Source organism: Nocardioides sp., from assembly GCF_025965415.1.
Lineage (GTDB): Bacteria > Actinomycetota > Actinomycetes > Propionibacteriales > Nocardioidaceae > Nocardioides.
In genome coordinates this window covers 1-25267 of sequence record NZ_JAOPWY010000022.1, presented here as the reverse complement: position 1 = coordinate 25267, position 25267 = coordinate 1, and the positions used below count along the sequence as shown (strand labels likewise).

Genomic DNA, 25267 nt, shown 5'->3' with positions numbered 1-25267 from the left:
GAGGTGCCGCTGAGTGGTCTCGAGGCTCGCTCCGCCCCAGCCTCGACCACCGAGGGCGGGGGTGAGCCGTGGACGAGCCCCGAAGGCATCGACATCCTCCCGGTCTACGGCCCCGAGCACCTCGAGGGCCTCGACGGGCTCGACACCTGGCCGGGCATCGCGCCGTTCCTGCGCGGGCCCTACCCGACGATGTACACGACCCAGCCGTGGACGATCCGGCAGTACGCCGGCTTCTCCACCGCCGAGGAGTCCAACGCGTTCTACCGCCGCAACCTCGCGGCCGGGCAGAAGGGCCTGAGCGTCGCCTTCGACCTCGCCACCCACCGCGGCTACGACTCCGACCACCCGCGGGTGCGCGGCGACGTCGGCATGGCGGGCGTGGCGATCGACTCGATCTACGACACCCGCACGCTCTTCGACGGCATCCCGCTCGACGAGATGTCGGTGTCGATGACGATGAACGGCGCGGTGCTGCCGGTGCTCGCGCTCTACATCGCGGCGGCCGAGGAGCAGGGGGTGAAGCCGGAACAGCTCGCGGGGACGATCCAGAACGACATCCTCAAGGAGTTCATGGTCCGCAACACCTACATCTACCCGCCGGCGCCGAGCATGCGGATCATCAGCGACATCTTCGACTTCACCTCCCAGAGGATGCCGCGCTTCAACTCCATCTCGATCTCCGGCTACCACATCCAGGAGGCCGGGGCGACGGCCGACCTGGAGCTCGCCTACACGCTGGCCGACGGGGTCGAGTACATCCGCGCGGGCCTCGGCACCGGCATGACGATCGACCAGTTCGCGCCGCGCCTGTCCTTCTTCTGGGCGATCGGGATGAACTTCTTCATGGAGGTCGCCAAGATGCGCGCGGCCCGGGCGATCTGGGCGCGGCTGGTCGACGACTTCGACCCGCAGAACCCCAAGTCGCGCTCGCTGCGCACCCACAGCCAGACGTCGGGCTGGTCGCTCACCGCGCAGGACGTCTTCAACAACGTCGGGCGCACCTGCATCGAGGCGATGGCGTCCACGCAGGGCCACACGCAGTCGCTGCACACCAACGCCCTCGACGAGGCGATCGCACTGCCGACGGACTTCTCGGCGCGCATCGCGCGCAACACCCAGCTCCTTCTGCAGCAGGAGAGCGGAACCACCGAGATCATCGACCCGTGGGCCGGCTCCTACTACGTCGAGAAGCTCACCCACGACCTCGCCGAGCGCGCGTGGGCGCACATCCTCGAGGCCGAGCGCGCCGGTGGCATGGCCGCGGCGATCGAGCAGGGCATCCCCAAGATGCGCATCGAGGAGGCGGCCGCCCGCACCCAGGCACGCATCGACTCCGGCACCCAGAAGGTCATCGGCGTCAACACCTTCCGCCTCCCGGTCGAGGACAAGCTCGACGTGCTCCGCGTCGACAACGACGACGTCTACCGCCAGCAGGTCGCCAAGCTCGAGCGGCTGCGCGCCGAGCGCGACGACGACGACGTACGCCGTGCGCTGGACGCGCTCACGGCCTCGGCCGAGCGTGGCCCGGTCGGCGGCGGCTCGCTGGAGGGCAACCTCCTTGCGCTGGCCGTCGACGCGGCCCGCGCGAAGGCGACGGTCGGGGAGATCTCCGACGCGCTGGAGAAGGTCTACGGCCGCCACCAGGCCGTGATCCGTACGATCAGCGGCGTGTACCGCGACGAGGCAGGCACCGCCGAGGGCAGCAAGGTCGCCGAGGTGCTGAGGGCGACCGAGGAGTTCGAGGCCGAGGAGGGCCGGCGCCCCCGGATCCTCGTCGCCAAGATGGGCCAGGACGGCCACGACCGCGGCCAGAAGGTCGTCGTCACCGCCTTCGCCGACCTCGGCTTCGACGTCGACGTGGGCCCGCTGTTCTCGACGCCGGAAGAGGTCGCGCAGCAGGCGATCGACGCGGACGTGCACATCGTCGGGGTGTCGTCGCTGGCGGCCGGCCACCTCACGCTGCTGCCCGCGCTCAAGCAGGCGCTGGCCGACCAGGGGCGCCCGGACATCATGATCGTGATCGGCGGCGTCATCCCGCCCGACGACGTCGAGACGCTCAGGGAGATGGGTGCCGCCGCCGTGTTCCTGCCGGGCACCGTGATCGCGGAGTCCGCGCTCGACCTGCTGGCCCGGCTGCGCTCGGCGTGAGGACGTGATGCCCCGTCCGGTCGACGTCCCTGCACTGGTCGAGGGGGTGGTGGCGGGTCGACGCGCCGACGTCTCGCGCGCCATCACCCTCGTCGAGTCGTCGCGGACCGAGCACCGCGCCGCGGCCCGGGAGCTGCTGACCGGGCTGGCGGCGGTCGAACGGCCCCCGGCGACGCGGGTCGGCATCAGCGGCGTGCCCGGCGTCGGCAAGTCGACCTTCATCGAGAGCCTCGGCACCCGGCTGACGGGGGCCGGCCACCGCGTCGGTGTGCTCGCCGTCGACCCGTCGTCGGTGCGCACCGGCGGCTCGGTCCTCGGCGACAAGACCCGGATGGCCGCACTGGCGGTCGACCCCCGCGCCTTCATCCGGCCCTCGCCGTCGGCGGGCACCCTCGGCGGCGTCGCGCGGGCCACCGTGCAGGCGATGGTGGTGCTCGAGGCCGCCGGCCACGACGTCGTGCTGGTGGAGACGGTCGGCGTCGGGCAGTCCGAGGTGACGGTGGCCGGGATGGTCGACACGTTCCTCTTCCTCACCCTCGCCCGCACCGGCGACCAGCTCCAGGGCATCAAGAAGGGCATCCTCGAGATCGCCGACGTGGTCGCGGTCAACAAGGCCGACGGCGACCACGAGGCCGACGCGCGGGTCGCGGCGCGCGAGCTGGCCGGCGCGCTCCGGCTGGTGCGCGGGCACGCGGAGTGGGCTCCTCCCGTGGTGACGTGCTCCGCGCTGACCGGCGCCGGCGTGGACGACGTCTGGCAGCGGGTCGCCGAGCACCGCGAGCACCTCGGGGTCGACGGCCTGGCCCACAAGCGCGCCGAGCAGCAGCTGGACTTCATGTGGGCCCTGGTGCGCGACGAGCTCGCCCAGCGCCTGCGGTCCTCGGCCGGGGTCGCCGCGGTGCGCGACGACGTACGGCGGGCGGTGCTGGCGGGTGAGCTCCCGGCACCACTGGCCGCGGACCGGTTGCTCGCGGCCTACGACACCGGGACGAACTAGGGTGGGTGGGTCATGCCTGAACCCACCCTCCCCGCCACGTCCGTCATCGATGAGGTCGTCGACAAGCACGCCGACGACCTCGTCGCCCTCCGTCGCGACCTCCATGCCCACCCCGAGCTGAGCTGGGAGGAGGACCGCACCTCCGACGCGGTCGCGTCCGCCCTCGGTGGAGCCGGCTGGGCGGTCACCCGACCCGACGGCGGAGGAGTCCTGGCCGAGATCGGCACCGGGGGCTCGCTCGTGGCGCTGCGCGCCGACCTCGACGCGCTGCCGGTGGACGACCTGATCTCCGACCCGTGGCGCAGCGCCACGCCCGGCGTCGCGCACGCCTGCGGCCACGACGTGCACACCGCCGGGCTCGTCGGCGCCGGCCTCGCCCTCGCCGAGGTCTCCGCGCGCGGCCTGCTGCCCGGCCGCGTGCGGCTGCTCTTCCAGCCCGCCGAGGAGGTGATGCCCGGTGGGGCGCTGCACCTGATCTCCGCCGGAGCGCTCGAGGGCGTGAGCCACGTCTTCGGGCTGCACTGCGACCCGAGCCTCGACGTGGGCCAGATCGGCCTGCGCGAGGGACCGCTCACCGGGGCCGCCGACTCGCTGACCGTCCGCCTGATCGGCAAGGGCGGCCACACCTCGCGCCCGCACCTGACCGAGGACCTCACCTTCGCGCTCGGCAAGGTGATCACCGAGCTGCCGGCGATCCTCAGCCGCCGGCTCGACCCGCGGGCCGGGGTCAGCGTGGTGTGGGGGATGGTGCGCGCCGGCTCGGCCCCCAACGTGATCCCGCACGGCGGTGTCGTCGCCGGCACCGTCCGGATGCTCGACGCCGTCGCCTGGGCCGACGCCGAGCACCTGATCCGCCAGCTCATCACCACGATCGTCGCCCCCTACAGCGTGACCGCCGAGGTCACCTACCAGCGCGGCGTCCCGCCCGTGGTCAACCACGTGGTCTCCACCGCGCTGCTCGGCGCCGCGCTGGACCGCGTCCTCGGCCCGGGCGGGCACGTCACCACGACGCAGAGCCTCGGCGGGGAGGACTTCGGCTGGTACCTCGACTCCGTCCCCGGCGCCATGGCCCGGCTCGGCACCCGGACCCCTGGCGGGCCGACGTACGACCTCCACCAGGGCAACCTCCGCATCGACGAGGCGGCGACCTGCATCGCGGCCCGCGTGCTCGCCGAGGCTGCGGTGACGGCGCTCAGCGCCTGATCGAGCCCTCTGCCCCGAGGTCCTCGGTGCCGGGTCGCAGCGGGACGCGGAACGTGAAGGTGCTGCCCTCCCCGACCGTGGAGCGGACGCCGAGCTCGCCGTCCATCAGGTCGACGAGCTCGCGACAGATCGCCAGGCCGAGCCCGGTGCCCCGGTGCGGACGGGCGGTGTGGGGGTCCACCTGCCGGAACGGCCGGAACAGCGTGCGCAGGTGGTCCTCGGCGATGCCCACGCCGGTGTCGGCGACCGCGAACTCGACCCAGGTGGCCGGGGCCGCGCCCGCGCTGACGCGTACGTCGACGGAACCGGACTCGGTGAAGGTGAGGGCGTTCTGCACGAGGTTCGTCACGACCTGCGTCACCCGCAGCGCGTCGCCCGTGCTGGTCTCCGGGACGGACTCGTCGACGACGAGGGTCAGCGTCAGGCCGCGGCTCTCGGCGAGGGGGACCGCCCACTCGGCGACGTCCTCCACGACAGCGTGGACCGAGAACGGCCTCGGGCGCAGCACGGTGCGGCGGGCCTCGAGCCCGGAGAACTCCAGGATGTCGTCGACCAGGCGCATCAGGCGCTCGCTGGAGCGCTGCACCAGCTGCGCGTAGTGCTGTGGCTCGGGATCGAGCTCGGCGTGCAGCAGGAGGTCGGTGGCGCCGACGAGCGCGGCCAGCGGCGTACGCACCTCGTGGCTCACGGTGGCCAGGAAGAGGGACTTGGCGACGTTGGCCTCCTCGAGCTCCCGCAGCACCTGCTTGGCCTCGGTGACGTCCTCGGTGATGCCGTGCACGCCGACGACCTCGCCGGCGACGACGACGGGGATCGCGGTGCACCGGATGTCGACGATGTCGCCGTCGGCTCGCAGCACGCGTGCCTCGACCACCTGGGGCTGCCCGCTCATGGCGCCCTCGAAGCCGTCCTCGAGGAGGTGCACGTCGTCGGGGTGGATGACCTCGGAGAAGTGCGTCTCCCGCATCTGCTGAAGGTTCAGCCCGGTCATCTCGAGCGCCCGGGGGTTGGCGTCGGTGAAGTAGCCGTGCCGGTCCACGGAGTAGGCGGCGTGCGGGTGGTAGGTGAACAGGGACGCGTAGCGCTCGGTGCCCTGCGCGAGCGCTCCCTCGCCGAGCCAGCCTCCTGCGGACGCCGCGGGGTCGGGCTGTCGAGCATTCATCTCAACCTCCGAGAGTCGGCCACCGGGAGCAGGAAAGCACCCCAGGTCGACTCGGTCGGAGGTGCCATCCAGTACAACACGATGCCCCGTGCGTTCGTTACGCCCGGAGCAGGGGGTGAGCCTGGCCACGCGAGGGCCGAGTGGGGCGACGACGCAGGAGGGCCCGGCGCGCGCCGGGCCCTCCTGGTGGTCACGGGGTGGGGCTCACTGCTTCTGGTAGGGGACGCCGTCGGCCGCGGGCGGCCGGGACCGGCCCACCAGGCCCGCCACCGCGAAGATGGTGACGAGGTAGGGGAGCATCAGCATGAACTGGGTCGGCACCGGGGAGCCGATCGCCGAGAGCACGCCCTGCAGGTTGGTCGCGAAGCCGAAGAGCAGCGCGGCAAGCGTGGCGCGGATCGGGTCCCACTTGCCGAAGATCACGGCGGCCAGGGCGATGTAGCCCGCACCACCGGTCATCTCGCGGTTGAAGCCGGCGACCGAGACGAGGCTGAAGTAGGCACCGCCGAGGCCCGCGATCGCGCCCGCGAGCAGGATCGTGCGGTAGCGCGTGCGGTTGACCTTGATGCCGACCGTGTCGGCCGCCTTCGGGTGCTCGCCGACCGCGCGGACTCGGAGGCCCCAGCGGGTGCGGTAGAGGGCGAACGCGACGAGCGCGACGACGGCGTAGAGCACGTAGACGAGCGCGGTCTGGCGGAACAGGATCGGGCCGACCAGCGGGATGTCGCCCAGGATCGGGATCGGCATCACCCGCATGCGGTCGGGGGAGTTGAGGGTGTCGGCGTTGGGGGTGAGGACCTGGCGGAACAGGAAGTTCGTCAGCCCGACCACCAGCACGTTGAGCACCACGCCGACGATCACCTGGTCGACGAGATAGGTGATCGCGAACAGGCCGAGGATCAGCGCGATCAGCGCGCCGGCCACCATCGCGGCGACGAGGCCGGCCCACGGGGAGCCCGTGAGCGAGGCGGTGACGGCGGCGGCGAAGGCGCCGAAGAGCAGCTGACCCTCGATCGCGATGTTGACGACACCGGCCCGCTCGCCGAGCACGCCGCCGAGCGCGCCGAAGACGAGCGGGATGGCGAGCGCCACGGCACCGGCGAACAGGCTGACCACGCGGATCCGGCCGTCGGCGGCTGCCCAGCTCAGGAAGCCGGTCATCCACGCGAGCGCGAAGACGATCGGCAGCCACGCGGGCTGCCGTGCGTGCGCCAGCAGGCGGCGTACGGACTCGGCGATGACGACCGCGCACACCAGCACCATCAACCAGGCCGTGACCATCGACGGGACGGTGATGTCGGGCAGCGTCACGAAGTCGGAGTCGGCGGCCAGCTGGAAGGTGGTGTCACCCTTGTGGGACGAGCGCAGCAGGATGAGCGCCAGCAGCGCCACCATCACGCCGAAGATGATCGGCAGCTTCTTGGCGCCGGCCGACCTGGCGGGCGTGATCGCCGTGTCGGGTGCCAGCCCGCCCTGCTCGGCGGGCGTCGGAGTGGTCACGGTGCTCACTTGGCCTCCTGGGCGGGGAGCCGGAAGATCGCACGCACCAGGGGAGGAGCGGCGAGGAAGAGAACGATCAGCGACTGGACCACCAGCACCAGGTCGACTGAGATGTTCTCGGACGACTGCATCGTGAATCCACCGGCCTTGAGGAAGCCGAAGAGGAGCCCGGCGGCCAGGATGCCCAGCGGTCGTGACCGGCCGAGCAGTGCCACGGTGATGGCGTCGAAGCCGATGGATGCGTCAAGGTCGAGCGAGACACCGCTGCTCACGGTGCCGAGCACCTGGTTGACGCCCGCGAGGCCGAGGAGCGAGCCGGCGATCATCATCACGACGGTGTAGGTGCGTCCGACGTTGATGCCGGACGCACGAGCGGCGTGCGGGTTCTCACCGACGGCGCGGATCCGGTAGCCGAGGGTGGAGCGGTTGATCACCCACCACACGACGCCCACGGCGATGAGGGCGAGCACGAAGCCGAGGTGCAGGTTGAACCGGTCGCCCAGCACCTTGGGCAGGATCGCAGTCTCGTTCATCGGCAGGGACTTGGGGTTGTTCGACGCAGGCGTCTTGAAGAGGAAGTCCTCGGCGAGGGCGTAGAAGAGCAGGTAGTAGGCGACGTAGTTGAGCATGATCGTCACGATCACCTCGTGTGCGCCGGTGCGGGCCTTGAGGAGGCCCGCGATGCCGCCCCACAGGGCGCCCACCGCCATGCCGACCAGGATCGCCAGAGGCAGGTGGACCGCCATCGGCAGGTCGATCTGTGATCCGACCAGCCCCGCGGCGCCACCCGCGATCAGCATCTGGCCTCGGCCGCCGATGTTGAACAGCGCGGCGCGGAACGCGATGCCGACGCCGAGACCACCGAGGATCAGCGGGCCGGCGAACTTCAGGGTCTCCGTGAGCGGACGCCACTGCTGCGCAGTGTCGTCGAGGTTGTAGTTGAAGATCGCACCGCGGAACATCGCGCTGTAGGCGCCGGAGATGGCGTCCCACAGGGCGGAGAAGAAGTCGGACGGGCGGGCCGTGATGTAGCTGAGGGTCTCGCGCACGCCCTCGTCGGTCGCGGCGATCATCACCGAGCCGACGAACACGGCGAGCAGCACGGCAAGTGCGCCGGACAGCGCGTCACCGGACGCGATCTCCTTCAGCAGCGAGCGGGACCGGGCCTCGCGCTCCGGCTCGACGTCCGGCTCGACGTCCTGCGGAGCGCCGTCCGTGGTGGCCGCACCGGGCTTGTCGTCGGGCTGGGGCTTGGTGGTGTCGGTCATGCGGGGTCCCCTCGGAAGTGCGAGTGCAGCGAGCAGTTTCGTGGGGTGCTCACGCGACCACGTCCTTCAGGTCCTTCGGGCGTTCGCCGGTCATCATCAGACCGAGGGTCTGGCGAGGGGTGTCGGCCGGCACGACGCCGACGATCTGGCCGCGGTAGAGCACCATGATGCGGTCGGCGAGGGCGACGACCTCGTCGAGCTCGGTGGAGACCACCAGCACCGGGATGCCGCTGTCGCGGGTCGCGACGATCTGCTTGTGGATGAACTCGATCGAGCCCACGTCGACGCCACGGGTGGGCTGGGCGGCGACGAGCAGGCGCAGGTCACGCGACAGCTCACGTGCCACGACGACCTTCTGCTGGTTGCCGCCGGAGAGGTTGGCGGCCAGCGAGTCGATGTCGCGCGCGCGGACGTCGTACTCCTTGAGCTTCTGCTGCGCGAACTCGCGCAGCGCGCCGAGGCGCAGGCCGCCGTTCTTGACGAACGGCGACCTGAAGCTGCGGTTGAGCATGAGGTTCTCGGCGATGGTGAAGTTGGGGACCAGACCGTCGACCTGGCGGTCCTCGGGGATGAATCCGACCCCCGCGTCGAGGATCTTGCGCGTGGACCGCCCGACCAGCTCGACGCCGTCGAGGACGATCGAGCCGCTGACGTCGTCCTGCAGGCCGAGGAGCGCCTCGGTGAGCTCGGTCTGGCCGTTGCCCTGCACGCCGGCCACGGCGAGCACCTCGCCGGCGCGGATCGTGAAGCTGAGGCCGTCGACCTGGCGGTGCCCAGCCAGGTCGGTGACGCGGAGGTCCTTGACCACCAGGGCGTCGTCGCCGAGGGTCGGTGCGTCCTTGTGGACGACCAGCTCGACCGGGCGGCCGACCATCATCGAGGCGAGCTCGGCGTTGCTGGCCTTGGGGTCGGCCTCGCCGACGACCTTGCCGAGACGGATGACCGTGATGCGGTCGGCGACCTCGCGGACCTCACGGAGCTTGTGGGTGATGAAGACGATCGCCTTGCCGGCCTCCTTGAGCTGGCGCATGATCTCCATCAGCTCATCGGTCTCCTGGGGCGTCAGGACCGCGGTGGGCTCGTCGAAGACCAGCAGCTCGGCGTCGCGCGAGAGGGCCTTGATGATCTCGACCCGCTGCTGCACGCCGACGGGGAGGTCCTCGACCAGGGCGTCGGGGTCGACGTGGAAGCCGAAGCGGTCGGAGATCTCGGTGACGCGCTGCCGGGCGGCGTCGAGGTCGAGCGTGCCGGCGAAACCGGTCGCCTCGTTGCCGAGCATGACGTTCTCGGCCACCGAGAAGACGGGGATGAGCATGAAGTGCTGGTGGACCATGCCGATGCCGGCAGCCATCGCGTCGCCGGGGCCGGCGAAGTGCTGGACCTCGCCGTCGAGCTCGATCTCGCCCTCGTCGGCCTTGTAGAGGCCGTAGAGGACGTTCATCAAGGTGGACTTGCCCGCCCCGTTCTCACCGAGCAGGCAGTGGATCTCGCCGGGCTCGACCGTGAGGGAGATCGATTCGTTGGCCACCACGCTGCCGAAGCGTTTGGTGATGCCTCGCAGGACGAGTCTCATGGCATCGCATCCTAGGGTCGGGACGGGCGGGGGTCAGCCCCGGTCTGGGTCAGGCGGGGCCCTGCGGAGGGGCGCCGGAAGGGTACCGACCGACGGCGTGGGTGGTCTGGACACAGATGTGCCAAAGGTCAGACCGTCGTTCTGGCAAAGAAGAGGGAGGCCGACGAATTCGTCGGCCTCCCTCCGCTTGTGGAGCGTGCTGGCGAGATCAGCCCAGGTAGGACTTGACCTCGATCGAGCCGTCGATGATGCCGGCCTTGACCTCGTCGAGCTTGCCCTGCAGGTCGGGGCTGACCTTGCTCTCGAAGTTGTGGAACGGCGCGATGCCGACTCCGTCGTTCTCGAGGGTGCCGACGTAGGGAGCGAAGTCGAACTCGTCGTTGCCCGCGGCCAGGACGGCCTCGTAGGTCGAGACCTTCATGCCCTTGAGGATCGACGTCATGACGTAGTCCTGGGTGGCCGGGTCGGTCTCGTAGAGGTCGGCGTCGACGCCGAGCATCGCGATGTCCTTGCCCGAGTCCTCGATCGCGGTGATGGCGCCCTGGTAGATGGGGCCACCGACGGGGAGGATCACGTCGACGTCCTGGTCGAGGATCTGCTTGGCGGTGCTGGTCGCGGCCTCGTTGGCCTCGAAGCCACCGGTGAAGGAGCCGTCCTTGCCGTCCCAGCCGACGACCTCGACGTCCTTCTTGTTCTCCTGGGCGTAGTACTCCGCGCCCTGCTTGAAGCCGTCCATGAAGATCGTCACGGTCGGGAACGGCAGACCGCCGTAGGTGCCGACCTTGCCGGTCTTGGTGTAGTCGGCAGCGGCGTAGCCGGCCAGGAACGCGGCCTGGGCGGTGTTGTAGAGCAGCGGCTTGATGTTCTCGACGTCGGCCTTGCCGTCGAAGGTCGCACCGTCGTCGCCACCGTCGGCCGAGTCGTCGATGAGGACGTACTCGATGTCGGGGTTGGCCGTGGCGGACTCCTTGGTGGCCGAGGCCAGCGCGAAGCCGACGGTCACGATGACGTCGCAGCCCTCGCCGACCAGGCTCTCCAGGTTGGGGGCGAACTCGTTCTCGCTGTTGGACTCGACGGCCTTCAGCTCCACGCCCAGCTCGTCGGCGGCCTGCTTGGCGCCCTCGAAGCCGAGCTGGTTGAACGACTTGTCGTCGAACCCGCCCGCGTCGGAGACGATGCACGGCAGGAAGTCGCTGGCAGCGGGCGTCTCGCTCCCGCTTCCGGTGTTGGTGTCTTCCTCGGGCGCGTCACCGCACGCAGCAAGGGTCGCGGCCGCCAGCAGCGACACGAGGCCGCTCGCGACGACCTTCCTCGACTTCTTCACAAATGCCTCCAAATTATGAACCCCGGGGTGGGGTCAGCGTTCGGGAGCATGATGCCCCGCCTTGAGGGCCCCGTCATCAGGATCGCGACTCCTGATATGCGTTTGAGACCTAAAAGTCGCCGGAGATCTTTCGGCGGAACCTGCCAAAGACGACGGCTTCAAGGTATGCGCCATAGTTGCCGCGTGGATCAGAAGGACTGGGACGACCTCAAGACAGCTGCCGTCGAGGTGATGGGCCGCGCCTACGCGCCCTACTCGCACTACCCGGTCGGAGCCGCCGCGCTGGTCGACGACGGCCGCGTGGTGGTGGGTTGCAACGTCGAGAACGCGGCGTACGGCGTGGTGCTGTGCGCCGAGTGCGGTCTGGTGTCTCAGCTCCACGCCACCGGCGGCGGCCGGCTGACCCACTTCGTGTGCGTGAACGCCGACGGCGACGTGATCATGCCGTGCGGACGGTGCCGCCAACTGCTCTTCGAGCACGGCGGCCGTGACCTGCTGCTCTGGACTGTTGCGGGGGTCAGGCCCATGTCCGAGGTGCTGCCCGACGCCTTCGGGCCCGACGACCTGGCCCTCGTGGCCGACGCCGCACCCGCGGCCCGGGAAGGACTGTCCTGATGCCCACCCACGACGCCGTCGAGGTCATCCTCGCCAAGCGCGACAAGCACGAGCTCAGCGACAGCCAGATCGACTGGGTGATCGACGCCTACACCCGCGGCGAGGTCGCCGACGAGCAGATGTCGGCCCTGGCCATGGCGATCCTGCTCAACGGCATGAACCGCACCGAGATCGCCCGCTGGACCGCGGCGATGATCGCCTCGGGGGAGCGGATGGACTTCTCCACGCTGTCGCGTCCCACGGCCGACAAGCACTCCACCGGCGGCGTGGGCGACAAGATCACCCTCCCGCTGGCCCCCCTCGTCGCGGCCTGCGGGGTCGCCGTGCCCCAGCTCTCGGGGCGCGGGCTCGGCCACACCGGCGGCACCCTCGACAAGCTCGAGTCGATCCCCGGCTGGCGGGCGGCGCTCAGCAACGAGGAGATGTTCTCCATCCTCGAGGACGTCGGCGCCGTGATCTGCGCCGCCGGCGACGGCCTCGCGCCGGCCGACAAGAAGCTGTACGCCCTGCGTGACGTGACCGGCACGGTCGAGGCGATCCCGCTGATCGCCAGCTCGATCATGAGCAAGAAGATCGCGGAGGGCACCGGCGCGCTGGTGCTCGACGTCAAGGTCGGCAGCGGCGCCTTCATGAAGGACCTGACGACCGCGCGCGAGCTCGCCGAGACGATGGTCGCGCTGGGCACCGACGCCGGCGTGCACACCGTCGCGCTCCTCACCGACATGGCCACCCCGCTCGGGCTCACCGCCGGCAACGCGATCGAGGTCGGCGAGTCGGTCGAGGTGCTCGCCGGGGGCGGCCCCGCCGACGTGGTCGAGCTGACCCTCGCGCTGGCCGGGGAGATGCTCGCCGGCGCCGGGCGCGGCGACGTCGACCCCGCCGAGAAGCTGGCCGACGGCTCCGCGATGGACGCCTGGAAGGCGATGATCCGGGCCCAGGGAGGCGACCCCGACGCCGAGCTCCCGGTCGCCCGGGAGTCGCACGTCGTCAACGCCCCCGCGACCGGCACGCTCACCCGCCTCGACGCGATGGCCGTCGGCCTGGCCGCGTGGCGGCTCGGTGCGGGCCGCGCGCGCAAGGAGGACCCGGTGCAGGCCGGCGCCGGCGTCGTCTGGCACGCCCGTCCCGGCGACGAGGTCACCGAGGGGCAGGCGCTCTTCACCCTGCTCACCGACGAGCCGGAGCGCTTCGACCGTGCACTGGCCTCGCTCGAGGGCGGCTACGACATCGGCGACGGGGCGTCCTTCACGCCCACCGACCTCGTGCTCGGCCGGATCGGCTGACGCAGGAGCGTCCCCAACTCTGACGAAGACCCGCCGGTAACCCCTCGTCCCTGTGCCGTGCGGCCTAGCGTCGCGGATGTCCCAAGGGGCGGGGGGTCCCGATGAACAACCTGGACGAGCGCGACGCTGGCCGCGCGAGCGCGCTGGGGGCGCCTGTCCTCGTGGTCCTCCTCCTGCTGACCGGCGTCGTCGTCGGTGGCGGCGCGGCCTACCTGCTGATGTCGCGGGACGGTACGTCCGCGGCCGACGCCCGGTCCTGCGGTGCCTATGACACGGTCGAGCTCACGGTCGGCCCGGAGCTCTACGGAGCGGTCCTGAAGGCGGTCGAGGAGACCGCACCCGAGTGCACCCGGGTGGAGCCCGACATGCGTCGTGGGCTGGCCGTGGCCCTCGGCGTGGGCACGGGCGGGGCGCTGCCGGACATCTGGATCCCGGAGTCGCGGTTCCTGACCACCGAGCGCTACCTCGGTGACGCGCGCCCGCGGGTGGTCGCGCGGAGCCTGGCGCACACGCCGGTCCTCCTCGTCGGAGGGCAGGCCGCGCGCCGGTTCGCGTCGTGGGGTGAGGCGGAGGCCTCGGGACTGGTCTCGGTGCCCGACCCCGAGACGACCGTCGCCGGCATCCTGGCCGTCGTCGCACCGCAGGCGGAAGCCAGGGCGGTCGGCCGCACCGCCGCCGACGCGCGCCAGCTCGTCGTACCCTTCGCGCAGGGCTACGGCGCCCGCCGCTCCCGCGGGGACGACGCCGACGTGGCGCCGGCGATGTTCCCTCGGAGGTCGCCACGCCTGGTGGTCACCACCGAGCAGGAGCTCACCGCCGTCCAAGGCCGCAGCGACCTGCACGACCTGACCCCGGAGGTCGGTGCCCCGGTCCTGGACTTCCCGATGACGGTGAGCAAGGACGCCGAGCCGGCTGCCCGGCAGGTGGCACGTGCCGTGGCCGACTACCTCGGCAGCCCCGACGGCCGGGCCGAGCTCCACGCGCAGGGCCTCCGTGCCACGGGCGAGCGGACGTCGCCGGGCTCCGTGTCGGGCGTGACGACGGTGCTCCCGACGCCGTCCGCCGAAGCCATCGCCGGCACCGTGGCGTCGTGGCGCACGCTCGCCGTGCCGTCCTCGATGCTGGTCGTCGTCGACGCCTCGGGGTCGATGGACTTCAGCGCGGGGGCAGGCACCCGGATGGACCTGCTCGCCGACGCGGCCGGCATCGCCCTGTCGTTCCTGCCCGACCACGCTCGCGTCGGGCTCTGGATCTTCTCCATCGACAAGGGCGGCCCGGGCCAGGACTGGCGCGAGCTGGAGCCGATCCGGCGCCTGGACGACCTGCGGTTCGGCCGCACCCAGCGCTACGCCCTGCGCCAGAGGGCGGAGGAGATACCGGGCCTCACCGGCGGCGGCACCGGGCTCTACGACACGGCGCTCGCCGCGTACCGGGAGGGCGTGCGCAGCTATCGCCCGCACTACTCCAACGCCGTCGTCGTGATGACCGACGGCCAGAACGAGGACCCCGGGTCCATCGGGCTGCGCCCCTTGCTGCAGCAGCTGAGGGCGCTGCGCGACCCCGACCGCCCCGTGCGGCTGGTCGGCATCGCGATCAGTGAGAACGCCGACCTGGCCGCGCTGCAGCAGATGGCCCACGTCACCGGGGGCGAGGCCTACCTCGCGGCGCAACCGCAGGACATACTCGAGGTGTTCGCCCGGGCGGTGATGTCGCGCTGAGCTCGCCGTCAGGCGAGGAGCAGCACCACGTGGGCGGCCACGCAGGCCGGCTTGTCGTGTCCCTCGATCTCGATCGTGTGCTCGACGATCAGCTGCTTGCCGGTGGGCAGGTCGCGGACCTCGCCGAAGCGCACGTGCGAGCGCAGCCGGCTGTCCACGGGCACCGGGTTGGGGAAGCGGACCTTCTCCAGCCCGTAGTTGAGCCGCGCGCCCGGCGTCTCCAGCGCGAAGACCTGCGAGGCGAAGTGGGGGAGCAGGCTCAAGGTCAAGAACCCGTGGGCGATCGTGGTGCCGAACGGCCCGGCGGCCGCCGCCTCGACGTCCACGTGGATCCACTGGTGGTCCAGCGTGGCGTCGGCGAACGCGTCGATGCGGGCCTGGTCGACCACGAGCCACTCGCTGGTGCCGATCTCGGACCCGGCTGCCGCGGCGACGTCGTCGAGGGTGGTGAAGGTGCGCATGGGCACGAACCCTAGTGCTCGCTCATGGGCGAGCCTGATTGGATGGCCCGATGACCACCCCCACCCGCGAGCAGGTGCACGCGGCCCCTAAGGTGCTGCTGCACGACCACCTCGACGGCGGCCTGCGACCGCAGACGATCGTCGAGCTCGCCGCCGAGATCGGACACCGGCTCCCCGCCGACGACGCGGAGTCGCTGGGCCGGTGGTTCGCCGAGTCGGCCGACTCGGGTTCGCTGGTGCGCTACCTCGAGACCTTCGACCACACGGTCGCGGTGATGCAGAACGGCCCGGCGATCGCCCGCGTGGCCCGCGAGTGCGTCGAGGACCTCGCCGCGGACGGCGTCGTCTACGCCGAGGTGCGCTACGCCCCCGAGCAGCACGTCAGCGGAGACATGACCCTCGACGAGGTCGTCGCGGCCGTGCAGGAGGGCTTCGAGGCGGGGATGGCCGCGAGCGGCGGCAGGATCGTCGTACGCCAGCTGCTGACCGCGATGCGCCACCAGGCCCGGTCGATGGAGATCGCCGAGCTCGCCATCGCCTGGCGCGACCGGGGCGTGGCGGGCTTCGACATCGCGGGCGCCGAGGCCGGCTTCCCGCCCACCCGGCACCTCGACGCCTTCGAGTACCTCCAGCGGGAGAACGCGCACTTCACCATCCACGCCGGCGAGGCCTTCGGGCTGCCCTCGATCTGGGAGGCGCTCCAGTGGTGCGGCGCCGACCGGCTCGGCCACGGCGTACGCATCATCGACGACATCACCGTCGCCGAGGACGGGTCGGTGGAGCTCGGGGGCCTCGCCGCCTACGTCCGCGACAAGCGGATCCCGCTGGAGATGTGCCCCAGCTCCAACATCCAGACCGGGGCGGCGGAGTCCTTCGCCGAGCACCCGGTCGGGCTGCTGACCGAGCTCCGCTTCCGGGTCACGGTCAACACCGACAACCGGCTGATGAGCGGCACGTCGATGACGCAGGAGATGTTCGGCCTGGTCGAGGCCTTCGACTACACGCTGGAGGACCTGCGCTGGTTCACCATCAACGCGATGAAGTCGGCCTTCCTGCCCTTCGACGAGCGGCTCGCGATCATCGAGCAGGTCGTCAAGCCGGGCTACGCCGACCTGATCGCCCAGGGGTGATCACCGCGGGCTGACCACCAGCCACGGCCGGTCCCAGCCGGCCAGGTCGAGGTCGTCGCGCTCCCACCGCTCGCGGCCGATCGCCAGCGTGCGACCCGAGGCCGGTTCGTACGTCGTGGCGCGGGCGTCGTCGACCCCCGTGACCAGCACGACGTGGCGGGGCAGCCACCGGTCGCCGACGAACACCGCGGCGGGGCGCTCCGGGCCGGTGCCGCGGAGGTGGGTCCACGCGTGGCGGCGCAGGCGCACGAGGTGGACGGCGTACGGCGTGCCGGTGAGCAGCCGCAGCTCGCGCGCCACGGCCCAGGGCGGGGTGCCGATGGCCCGTGGCCACGGCACCTGCCAGCCGCCGGCGGTGTCCGCCAGCGAGGTGAGGCGGAGGTGGAGCGTGCTCGCCTCGTGGGCGAACGTCGCCTGGTCGCTCACCAGCCCCGCATAGCGCGGGTGCACCAGTCGCCGGGCCATCACCAGCGAGGCGGCGCCGCAGGAGCGGCGGTCGGGCTGTCGGAGCGGGGCGGTGGCCATCAGCGCGACCCCGTCGACCCCTGCGGCTGCCGGGTCAGCTCGGCGTACGCCTGGTCGCCCGTCGCCCGGCGGCAGCCCTGGCGCAGCGCCCGCGCGACGACCTCCCGCTGGTCGTGGGCGAGGGCCACGCCGCGGCGCAGGAGCATCAGCGGGGGCTTGCGGTGCTCGCGCAGGTCGCGGGTGAGCCGTCGCCAGAAGGTCACGAGCGGGTGCTGGGTGATGCAGTAGGCCGCGGCGAGCATGCCTTCCTCGCGGCAGGCGGCCACGACCTCCGGGGCGAAGATCCCCTCGGCCACGAACCTCGTGCTGGCACCGAGGTCGACGGTGCGTGAGCCGCAGCGGCCGTTCTGCGAGATCTCGTAGACCGGCACCTCGCTGTGACCGGTCGCGCAGAGCTCACGCAGCGCCGTCAGGGCGTCCTCGCGGTGCCACGACTCCGGGTCGTCCCAGTCGACCAGCCCGGCGTTGGCGCCGTGGGTGATCCGCGGCAGGGTCGGGTCGTCGCCGTCCTTGTAGAAGTCGTCGAGCCGGAGGACCGGCAGTCCGAGCCGCTCGGCCAGCCGGGACTTGCCGGCGCCGCTCGGACCCGCCAGGACGACCACCTGGGCACGCTGCATCGTTGGGGACTCATTTCCTCGTTCGGCCACGGACGGTCACGCCGGAGACTAGTCTCGCGCAGACCCCAGATCGAACGTGCCTTGTGGGAGGACCTCATGAGTCAGGACGACTCGACCGCGCCCGAAAGTGCGCCCAGCTCCGCCGGAGCAGACCGACGTACCGGCCTGGCCGGCAGCGTGCCGCTGCTCGTCGGCCTCGCCCTCCTCCTGGTGGTCGGCGTCGTCGCCTTCCTCACCCTGGGCGGGAGCGACGACTCCGAGGCGGCCGACTGCGTCTCCGAGCAGGTCACCCTGACCACCGCTCCGGTGATGGAGAGCCTCGTCGCCGAGGCCGTCAAGGACGTCAACGCCGACGAGCCGTGCATCGACATCCAGGTCACCATCGGCACCGTGAAGGACGTCGTGGCGCTCCTGGCCGACCCCAACGCCGAGCTCCCCGAGATCTGGATCCCCGACAGCCCGACCTGGAAGGGTCAGCTGACCGCTGCCGGTTGGACCGGTACGCCGATCGCCGACGTCCTCGCCCAGACGCCCGTGGGCCTCATCGGTGGGCCCGCCGCGAAGGCGCCCTCGTCGTGGACCGGGGCGCTCGGCAGCGGTGTGCTGGCGATGGCCGACCCGAGCGCCGAGGGTGCCTCCGCGCTCGCGCTGCTGGCGCCGTACGCCGAGATGAAGCAGACCGGTGAGACGGCACTCTCGATCGAGGAGAAGACCGTCCCGGTCGCACAGACCTACGGCGAGCGGGCCGTGGCCGGTGCCTCCACCGAGACCGACCTCAGCACGATCTCGGCCTCGAGCACCCAGCTGGTGCCCGCGACCGAGCAGGCCTACCTCGCGGCTCGGCGCAGCAACGACCAGATCAACCTGGTCGCACCCGGCACCGGTGCGCCGATGCTGCAGTACCCGCTGGTCGATGTGAACCGGGGCAACAAGGACATCCTCGCCTCCGGCGGCGACCTCTCGGCCCGCGTGGGCCGCGCGCTGACCCGCTGGTTCACCTCATCCGCCGGTGTGGAGGCCATCGCGGCCGCCGAGCTGCGTGGCCCCGACGGCGCCCCGCTGGCCAACGACATCGGCCTCGGCGACGCCGAGGTGCTCGCCAAGGTGCCGCAGAAGACCACCGACGACGCGCTCCGCAAGTGGCGCGTGCTCTCGGTCCCGTCGAGCATCCTCGCCGTGGTCGACCTGTCCGGCTCGATGAAGACCTCGATCGGCGACATCACCCGCATCCAGCTGGCCGTCAACGCCTCGCAGGTCGCGCTCGACGCCTTCCCGGACCAGGCCCGCATCGGCATCTGGGGCTTCTCCAAGAACCGTGGCGAAGGAGGCGTGTCCTACGAGGAGTACGCCCCCCTCGACCGCCTCGACGCCCCCGCGGGCGACGCCGGCACGCACGGCGACGTGGTCCGGGCCGAGGCCGTCAAGCTAGTCGAGCGCGTCAAGGGCGGCACCGGCGTCATGGACACGACGCTCGCGGCCTACAAGTACGCCCAGGAGAAGTGGGACCCGGCGTGGTTCAACTCCGTGGTGATCTTCACCGACGGTGCCAGCGACGACTCGAGCTCGCTGTCGTTGGAGTCCCTGGTCAACCAGCTCAAGTCGATCCGCGACCCCGCCAAGCCGGTCAAGGTGATCATCATCGGCATCTCCGACGACGCCGACACCGGTGAGCTCGACCAGATCGCCGCGGCGACCGGGGGCCAGAACTTCTTGGTGAAGGACCCCAACGAGATCCTCGGCGTCCTCTCCTCGTCGCTGCTCAACCGCTGATCGCAGCCCTACGACGAAGGCCCCCGGAGGATCTCTGGGGGCCTTCGTCGTCGCTGCTGGTCGCTGCCGGGTCTCAGACGCCGATCGGGTGCCAGACCGTCTTGGTCTCCATGAACCGTGTCATCCGGTCGAGGGACGGCTCGAGGAGCCAGTCGGTGTCGGGGGCGGGACGGCGCACGCGCTTGAGGTTGTCGGCCGCGGCCACCTCGAGCTGGGTGGCCAGCTCGGTGTCGGTGACACCGGTCAGGTCCAGGCCGTTGACATCCATGTGCGACGCCAGCCACGGGGCGATCTCGGCCACCGATCCGGTGAGCACGTTGACGACGCCGCCCGGCAGGTCGCTGGTCGCCATGACCTCACCGAGGGTGATGGCCGTCAGCGGGTTCTGCTCGCTGGCGATCACGACCACGGTGTTGCCGGTGATGATGGCCGGGGCCACCACGCTGATCAGGCCCAGGAGGGCGCCGCGCGGGGCGACGACGGCGATGACGCCGCTCGGCTCGGGGGTGGAGAGGTTGAAGTAGGGGCCGGCGACCGGGTTGGCGTTGCCGACGACCTGGGTGATCTTGTCGGCCCAGCCGGCGTACCAGACGAGGCGGTCGACGGCGGCGTCGACGTAGGTCCGGGCCTTGGCCGGGCTGATGCCCTCCGAGGCGCGCAGCTCGGCCTCGAACTGCTCGCGGCGACCCTCGAGCACCTCGGCGATGCGGTAGACGACCTGCGCGCGGTTGTAGGCGGTCCTGCCCGACCAGCCGCCGAAGGCGGCACGGGCGGCCACGACGGCGTCGCGGGCGTCCTTGCGCGAGGCCTGCGCGGCGTTGGCCAGGAGGCGACCCTTGGCGTCGTTGACGACGTAGGAGCGGCCCGACTCCGAGCGCGGGAACTGCCCACCGATGTAGAGCTTGTACGTCTTGCGCACGTCGATGCGGCTCACGCGTCCGCTCCCTTCAAGTAGGCCTCGAGACCGTGGCGGCCGCCCTCGCGGCCGTATCCGGACTCCTTGTAGCCGCCGAACGGCGAGGTGGGGTCGAACTTGTTGAACGTGTTGGCCCAGACCACGCCGGCCCGCAGGCGGTTGGCCATCGACAGGATGCGCGAGCCCTTGTCGGTCCACACGCCGGCGGAGAGCCCGAACGGCGTGTTGTTGGCCTTCTCGATCGCCTCGGACGGCGTGCGGAAGGTCAGCACCGAGAGCACCGGGCCGAAGATCTCCTCGCGGGCGATCCGGTGGGCCTGCGACACGCCGGTGAAGACGGTCGGGGCGAACCAGTAGCCGTTGGTCGGCAGGTCGCACGGGGCCGACCAGCGCTCGGCACCCTCGGCCTCGCCGATGTCGGAGAGCTCGCGGATCTTGGCCAGCTGCTCGGCGGAGTTGATCGCACCCACGTCGGTGTTCTTGTCGAGCGGGTCGCCCACGCGCAGCGTGGCCATGCGGCGCTTGAGGCGCTCCATGACCTCGTCGGCGACGGACTCCTGCACGAGCAGGCGCGACCCGGCGCAGCACACGTGGCCCTGGTTGAAGAAGATGCCGTTGACGATGCCCTCGATGGCCTGGTCGAGCGGCGCGTCGTCGAAGACGATGTTGGCGGCCTTGCCGCCCAGCTCGAGGGTGACCTTCTTGTCCGTGCCGGCCACGGCACGGGCGATCGCCTTGCCGACCTCGGTCGAGCCGGTGAAGGCGACCTTGTCGACGTCGGGGTGCGACACGATCGCGCGGCCGGTGTCGCCGGCGCCGGTGACGATGTTGACGACGCCCGGCGGGAGGTCGGCCTGCTGGCAGATCTCGGCGAACAGCAGCGCGGTCAGCGGGGTGGTCTCGGCCGGCTTGAGCACGACGGTGTTGCCGCACGCGAGCGCCGGGGCGATCTTCCACGCCAGCATCAGCAGCGGGAAGTTCCACGGGATGACCTGGCCGGCGACACCGAGCGGCGTCGAGCCGTAGCCGGAGTGCTCGAGCTTGTCGGCCCAGCCGGCGTAGTAGAAGAAGTGGGCGGCGACGACGGGGATGTCGACGTCGCGCGACTCCTTGATCGGCTTGCCGTTGTCGATCGACTCCAGGACGGCGAGCTCGCGGCCGCGCTCCTGGATGATCCGGGCGATGCGGTAGAGGTACTTGGCGCGCTCGGCGCCGGACATCCGCGACCAGACGCGGGTGTAGGCGCGACGAGCGGCCCTCACGGCCTCGTCGACGTCGGCGTCGTCGGCCTCGGCGACCTCGGCGAGGACCTCCTCGGTGGCGGGGTTGACCGTCTTGAACGACGAGCCGTGGCCGTCGACGAACTCGCCGTTGATGAACAGGCCGTAGGACGGCTTGATGTCGACGATCGCGCGCGACTCGGGTGCGGGGGCGTACTCGAAAATGGTGGTCATCTCCATCAGTCCAGCGTGAAGTAGTCGGGACCGGAGTAGCGACCGGTCGTCATCTTGGTGCGCTGCATCAACAGGTCGTTGAGCAAGGTGGAGGCGCCGAAGCGGAACCAGTCGGGGTCGAGCCAGTCGGGCCCGGCGATCTCGTTGACCATCACGAGGTACTTGATGGCGTCCTTGGTGCTCCTGATGCCACCGGCGGGCTTCACGCCGACCATCTGGCCGGTCTGCTCACGGAAGTCGCGGACGGCCTCGAGCATGATCAGGGTGACGGGCAGCGTGGCCGCCGGCTGCACCTTGCCGGTGGAGGTCTTGATGAAGTGGCCGCCGGCCATCATCGCGAGCCAGCTGGCGCGACGGACGTTGTCGTAGGTCTGCAGCTCGCCGGTCTCGAAGATCACCTTGAGGTGGGCGCTCGACCCATCAGGCTTGGCGCACGCCTCCTTGACCTGGACGATCTCCTCGTAGACGTCGAGGTAGCGACCCGACAGGAACGCACCACGGTCGATGACCATGTCGATCTCGTCGGCGCCGGCCTCGACCGCGTCACGCGTGTCGGCGAGCTTGATGTCCATCGCCGCGCGACCGCTGGGGAACGCGGTGGCGACGGCTGCGACGTGGACGCCGCTGTCGCCGAGGGTCTTCTTCGCCGTCGCAACCATGTCGGGGTAGACGCAGACGGCGGCGGTCGCCGGGCACGACGGGTCGGCCGGGTCGGGGCGCATCGCCTTCGAGGCGAGCGCGCGGACCTTGCCGTGGGTGTCGGCACCCTCGAGCGTGGTGAGGTCGACCATCCGGATGGCCAGGTCGATGGCAAAGGCCTTCGACGTGGTCTTGATGGACCGGGTGCCGAGACCGGCGGCGCGGGCCTCGCACCCGACCTGGTCGACCCCGGGGAGGCCGTGGAGGAAGCGGCGGAGCGAGGAGTCCGAGCGCACGATGTCGTCGTAGACCCCGGCGCTCGGCGTTGAGCTGGCAGTGGCTGTCACCGACCCAGCATAGAGTTGGTGTCGAGGCCTCCGGCAATCCACGGAGGGCCAACATCTGCCCAATCGGACGAGGACGACATGGCACGCCTGCAGGACGACCACACGACGGTCGTGGAGAGGTTCCACGCCACCAGTGGTCGGGTCACCGGATGGATGACCGTGGCCGTGGCGGCCGTCGTGGTGATGGCCGGGCTCGCCTACCTCGACGACGGGTTCCCGACCTGGGTGATCGGCGCCGCGCTCCTCGTGGGCGTGCTCGCCTGGGCCGCGATGCTGCGCCCGGCGCTGTGGGCCACGGGCGACCACCTCGTGATGCGCAACCTCGCCGAGACCGTCCACATCCGGCTCGCCGCCGTCGAGGAGATGGCCGTGCGCCAGGTGCTCGCGGTGCGCGCCGCCGACCGCCGCTGGGTCTCGACCGTCGTGGGGCGCTCGTGGCGCAAGACGATCACGTCCCGGCAGGCCCCTGGTGAGGCGACGCCCCACCAGGACATGCCCTACGCCGACTTCGTCGAGAACCGCCTCTACGACCTCGTCGACTCCGCGCGCACCGCCGCCGGGGTGCGGCCCGGCTCCCCGGACCAGCTGGCGCTGCCCGACGCCGTACGCCGTGAGCCGGCGTGGCTCCCGCTCGGCCTGATCGCGGCCGCGGCGGTCGTGCTCGTCGTGACGCTCCTCGTCTGAGGGCTCACGCCCGCCGGGCCTCGAGCCCGTCGAGGATGAGCTCGAGGCCGTCGTCGAACTCGTCGCCGTAGGCGTAGTCGCGCCCGACGACCTGCTCGGCGACCATCTCGGCGAGGTGGGGGTAGTCGGCCATGGCCGCGCCGAGGTCCTCGACGAAGTCCTCGGCCGACTCACCCGGCTGGAAGGGCAGGTTCACCTCGGTGAGCACGAAGCCGTAGACGTAGGCGTCGAGGACCGAGAAGGCGTGCGCGGCCAGCGCGACCGGGAAGCCGGCCGCGCGCAGGCAGCCGAGGACGGCGTCGTGGTGGCGCAGGGTCGCGGGACCGGGGGAGCGGCGCGACTCGATCAGGCCGAGGCCCCACGGGTGGGCGGCCAGGACCGCACGCGCCGACCGGGCGCGCGCTTCCATCTCGGGGCGCCACGGTGCGGAGGCCGAGGGGGTGTCGATGCGCTCGAAGACCCAGTCGGCCAGGCCGTCGAGCAGGGCGTCCTTGCTGGCGACGTGGTGGTAGAGCGACATCGCCTCCACGTCGAGCTCGCGCCCGACGCTGCGCATGCTCACGCCGGCGAGCCCGACGGCGTCCGCGACCCGGCTGGCGGCGTCGATGACGCGCTGCCGGGAGAGGGGTGGTCTGGACACGGGCTGCTCCTGGGGTGGCGGACTTACGGGCGTAAGGCTACTGTGCAGGGGACCAGACTTACAGGTGTAAGGCGAGGGGAGACGTCATGAGGGCAGCCGTGGTAGCGAGGTACGGGCCGCCGGAGGTCGTGTCGGTCGTCGACGCACCCGACCCGGTCGCGGGCAAGGGACAGGTCCTGGTGCGGGTGCGGGCCACGACCCTCAACTCCGGCGACGCCCGCATCCGCGGGTGCCGCTTCCCCCGCGGCTTCGCGCTGCCGGGGCGGCTCGCCCTGGGCATCCGCGGTCCACGGCGTGCCGTGCTGGGAGGCGTCTACTCGGGCGTGGTGGAGGCGGTCGGTCCCGGGGTCGACGACGTGGCGGTCGGCGACGAGGTCTGCGGGATGACCGGGGCGGGGATGGGCGCCCATGCCGAGCTCGTCGCCGTGCGCGCCGACCGGATGACCCCCAAGCCCGCCGGGGTGGACCACGAGCAGGCGGCCGCCATCCTCTTCGGCGGCAAGACCGCACGCCACTTCCTGCGCGACCGGCTCGCGCCGGGACGGCGGGTGCTGGTCAACGGCGCGTCGGGCGCGGTCGGGAGTGCGGCGGTGCAGGTCGCCCACCTCGCCGGCGCCCACGTCACCGGCGTGTGCAGCGCCCGCAACGCCGAGCTCGTGCGCTCGCTCGGCGCCGACGAGGTGGTCGACCACGCCAGCACCCCCGTGCTCGAGCTGGCCACGACGTACGACGTGGTGCTGGACACGGTCGGCAACCTCGATCGGCACTCGGGGCTGCGGCTGCTGTCGGCCGACGGGGTCCTCCTGCTGGTGGCGGGCAGCCTCGCGGACACCGTCCTCGCGCGCGGCCGGGTGCGCGCCGGCGTCTCGTCGGAGGACCCGGCCGACTTCGCGTGGCTGCTCGAGCGCCTGGCCGCCGGCGAGCTGCGGGCGGTCGTCGACCGCACCCTCCCGCTCAGCGACATCGTCGAGGCGCACCGCGTCGTGGACTCCGGTCGCAAGGTGGGCAACCTTGTGATCACGCCCTAGGACGGGTGCTGCACGGGATCGGTGAAGGAGACCGGCTTGCCGGTGGCGCGGGCGTACGCGATCTCCCGGCTCGTGGACTCGCCGACGTACCCACCGGGGTTGATCACCAGGACCCGGTCGGCCAGGTCGATCTTCCGCAGGTGGAGTGCGTCCAGCGCGGTCTTCTGCTCGTCGGTGATCGTCTCGTCCGGTGCGCGTTCTCCGGAGTGGGTGAAGACGCCGGGTGCGACGACGATGGCACCCGCGAACGTCAGGTCGCGGTTCG

General features: G+C 71.4%; 23 protein-coding genes. 10 read left to right on the top strand and 13 right to left on the bottom strand.

Going from position 1 to position 25267, the window contains the following annotated elements; genetic code table 11:
• Window positions 1-3 precede the first annotated feature (3 nt).
• Genes scpA through JWN97_RS02580 form a run of 3 tightly spaced genes read left to right on the top strand, consistent with a single transcriptional unit; the run spans window position 4 to window position 4348 of the window.
• Window positions 4-2148, top strand: a complete 2145-nt coding sequence (scpA, locus tag JWN97_RS02590) for a methylmalonyl-CoA mutase (protein WP_297617825.1) — start codon at window positions 4-6, stop codon at window positions 2146-2148.
• A 7-nt stretch (window positions 2149-2155) separates the two neighbouring features.
• On the top strand, window positions 2156-3145 hold the full coding sequence (gene meaB / locus JWN97_RS02585) for a methylmalonyl Co-A mutase-associated GTPase MeaB (protein WP_297617744.1): 990 nt from the start codon (window positions 2156-2158) through the stop codon (window positions 3143-3145).
• Between the two features lie 12 nt (window positions 3146-3157).
• Window positions 3158-4348, top strand: coding sequence for an amidohydrolase (locus tag JWN97_RS02580; protein ID WP_297617741.1), 1191 nt, complete (start codon window positions 3158-3160; stop codon window positions 4346-4348).
• On the opposite strand, the gene JWN97_RS02575 is transcribed toward JWN97_RS02580, so the two are convergent.
• From JWN97_RS02575 to JWN97_RS02555, 5 genes are all read right to left on the bottom strand, one after another.
• On the bottom strand, window positions 4338-5510 hold the full coding sequence (locus JWN97_RS02575) for an ATP-binding protein (protein ID WP_297617738.1): 1173 nt from the start codon (window positions 5508-5510) through the stop codon (window positions 4338-4340). The genes JWN97_RS02580 and JWN97_RS02575 overlap by 11 nt on opposite strands.
• A gap of 204 nt (window positions 5511-5714) precedes the next feature.
• On the bottom strand, window positions 5715-7019 hold the full coding sequence (locus JWN97_RS02570; RefSeq protein ID WP_297617735.1) for an ABC transporter permease: 1305 nt from the start codon (window positions 7017-7019) through the stop codon (window positions 5715-5717).
• A complete protein-coding gene (locus JWN97_RS02565; RefSeq protein WP_297617732.1) occupies window positions 7016-8278 on the bottom strand; it encodes an ABC transporter permease in 1263 nt (420 codons plus the stop codon). Before JWN97_RS02565 ends, JWN97_RS02570 begins: the two co-directional genes overlap by 4 nt.
• A gap of 49 nt (window positions 8279-8327) precedes the next feature.
• On the bottom strand, window positions 8328-9851 hold the full coding sequence (locus JWN97_RS02560) for an ABC transporter ATP-binding protein (RefSeq protein WP_297617729.1): 1524 nt from the start codon (window positions 9849-9851) through the stop codon (window positions 8328-8330).
• Window positions 9852-10059: 208 nt separating this feature from the next.
• Complete coding sequence (locus JWN97_RS02555) at window positions 10060-11175, bottom strand: BMP family ABC transporter substrate-binding protein (RefSeq protein ID WP_297617726.1); 1116 nt, start codon at window positions 11173-11175, stop codon at window positions 10060-10062.
• Window positions 11176-11358: 183 nt separating this feature from the next.
• Here JWN97_RS02555 and JWN97_RS02550 point away from each other — a divergent pair, with 183 nt between their 5' ends.
• The 3 genes from JWN97_RS02550 to JWN97_RS02540 all read left to right on the top strand — a co-directional run bounded on the left by JWN97_RS02550 (window position 11359) and on the right by JWN97_RS02540 (window position 14791).
• The gene (locus JWN97_RS02550; protein WP_297617723.1) at window positions 11359-11790 is read left to right on the top strand and encodes a cytidine deaminase; all 432 of its coding nucleotides are present in this window, start codon (window positions 11359-11361) and stop codon (window positions 11788-11790) included.
• Window positions 11790-13073, top strand: a complete 1284-nt coding sequence (locus JWN97_RS02545) for a thymidine phosphorylase (RefSeq protein WP_297617720.1) — start codon at window positions 11790-11792, stop codon at window positions 13071-13073. The genes JWN97_RS02550 and JWN97_RS02545 overlap by 1 nt, the downstream gene beginning before the upstream one ends.
• 101 nt (window positions 13074-13174) lie before the next feature.
• Window positions 13175-14791 carry a VWA domain-containing protein gene (locus tag JWN97_RS02540; RefSeq protein ID WP_297617717.1) on the top strand — a complete coding sequence of 539 codons (1617 nt, stop codon included), beginning with the start codon at window positions 13175-13177 and terminating at the stop codon, window positions 14789-14791.
• Window positions 14792-14799: 8 nt separating this feature from the next.
• Here JWN97_RS02540 and JWN97_RS02535 read toward each other — a convergent pair whose 3' ends face one another.
• Window positions 14800-15252 carry a MaoC family dehydratase gene (locus tag JWN97_RS02535; RefSeq protein WP_297617714.1) on the bottom strand — a complete coding sequence of 151 codons (453 nt, stop codon included), beginning with the start codon at window positions 15250-15252 and terminating at the stop codon, window positions 14800-14802.
• Between the two features lie 50 nt (window positions 15253-15302).
• Here JWN97_RS02535 and JWN97_RS02530 point away from each other — a divergent pair, with 50 nt between their 5' ends.
• On the top strand, window positions 15303-16382 hold the full coding sequence (locus tag JWN97_RS02530) for an adenosine deaminase (RefSeq protein WP_297617709.1): 1080 nt from the start codon (window positions 15303-15305) through the stop codon (window positions 16380-16382).
• Here the strand turns inward: JWN97_RS02530 and JWN97_RS02525 are convergent, their stop codons facing one another.
• Both JWN97_RS02525 and JWN97_RS02520 read right to left on the bottom strand, forming a co-directional pair.
• Window positions 16383-16907, bottom strand: coding sequence for a hypothetical protein (locus JWN97_RS02525; RefSeq protein ID WP_297617706.1), 525 nt, complete (start codon window positions 16905-16907; stop codon window positions 16383-16385).
• On the bottom strand, window positions 16907-17524 hold the full coding sequence (locus JWN97_RS02520) for an ATP-binding protein (protein WP_297617703.1): 618 nt from the start codon (window positions 17522-17524) through the stop codon (window positions 16907-16909). Before JWN97_RS02520 ends, JWN97_RS02525 begins: the two co-directional genes overlap by 1 nt.
• A gap of 96 nt (window positions 17525-17620) precedes the next feature.
• On the opposite strand from JWN97_RS02520, the gene JWN97_RS02515 reads away from it, so the two are divergent.
• A complete protein-coding gene (locus JWN97_RS02515) occupies window positions 17621-19294 on the top strand; it encodes a VWA domain-containing protein (RefSeq protein WP_297617700.1) in 1674 nt (557 codons plus the stop codon).
• Window positions 19295-19367: 73 nt separating this feature from the next.
• On the opposite strand, the gene JWN97_RS02510 is transcribed toward JWN97_RS02515, so the two are convergent.
• From JWN97_RS02510 to deoC, 3 genes are read right to left on the bottom strand one after another with little or no spacing between them, the layout of a single operon-like run.
• The gene (locus JWN97_RS02510; RefSeq protein WP_297617699.1) at window positions 19368-20228 is read right to left on the bottom strand and encodes an aldehyde dehydrogenase family protein; all 861 of its coding nucleotides are present in this window, start codon (window positions 20226-20228) and stop codon (window positions 19368-19370) included.
• Window positions 20225-21664, bottom strand: coding sequence for an aldehyde dehydrogenase family protein (locus tag JWN97_RS02505; RefSeq protein WP_297617696.1), 1440 nt, complete (start codon window positions 21662-21664; stop codon window positions 20225-20227). The genes JWN97_RS02510 and JWN97_RS02505 overlap by 4 nt, the downstream gene beginning before the upstream one ends.
• Window positions 21665-21669: 5 nt before the next feature.
• Window positions 21670-22650, bottom strand: coding sequence for a deoxyribose-phosphate aldolase (deoC, locus tag JWN97_RS02500; protein WP_297617693.1), 981 nt, complete (start codon window positions 22648-22650; stop codon window positions 21670-21672).
• Between the two features lie 78 nt (window positions 22651-22728).
• On the opposite strand from deoC, the gene JWN97_RS02495 reads away from it, so the two are divergent.
• A complete protein-coding gene (locus JWN97_RS02495; protein WP_297617690.1) occupies window positions 22729-23334 on the top strand; it encodes a hypothetical protein in 606 nt (201 codons plus the stop codon).
• Between the two features lie 4 nt (window positions 23335-23338).
• Here the strand turns inward: JWN97_RS02495 and JWN97_RS02490 are convergent, their stop codons facing one another.
• On the bottom strand, window positions 23339-23974 hold the full coding sequence (locus tag JWN97_RS02490) for a TetR/AcrR family transcriptional regulator (protein ID WP_297617687.1): 636 nt from the start codon (window positions 23972-23974) through the stop codon (window positions 23339-23341).
• 86 nt (window positions 23975-24060) lie between these two features.
• Here JWN97_RS02490 and JWN97_RS02485 point away from each other — a divergent pair, with 86 nt between their 5' ends.
• Window positions 24061-25002 (top strand): NAD(P)-dependent alcohol dehydrogenase, encoded by a 942-nt coding sequence (locus JWN97_RS02485; protein WP_297617684.1) that lies wholly within the window; start codon window positions 24061-24063, stop codon window positions 25000-25002.
• Here the strand turns inward: JWN97_RS02485 and JWN97_RS02480 are convergent.
• The coding region (locus tag JWN97_RS02480) for a hypothetical protein (protein WP_297617681.1) at window positions 24999-25267 on the bottom strand (269 nt) is incomplete at its 5' end. The genes JWN97_RS02485 and JWN97_RS02480 overlap by 4 nt on opposite strands.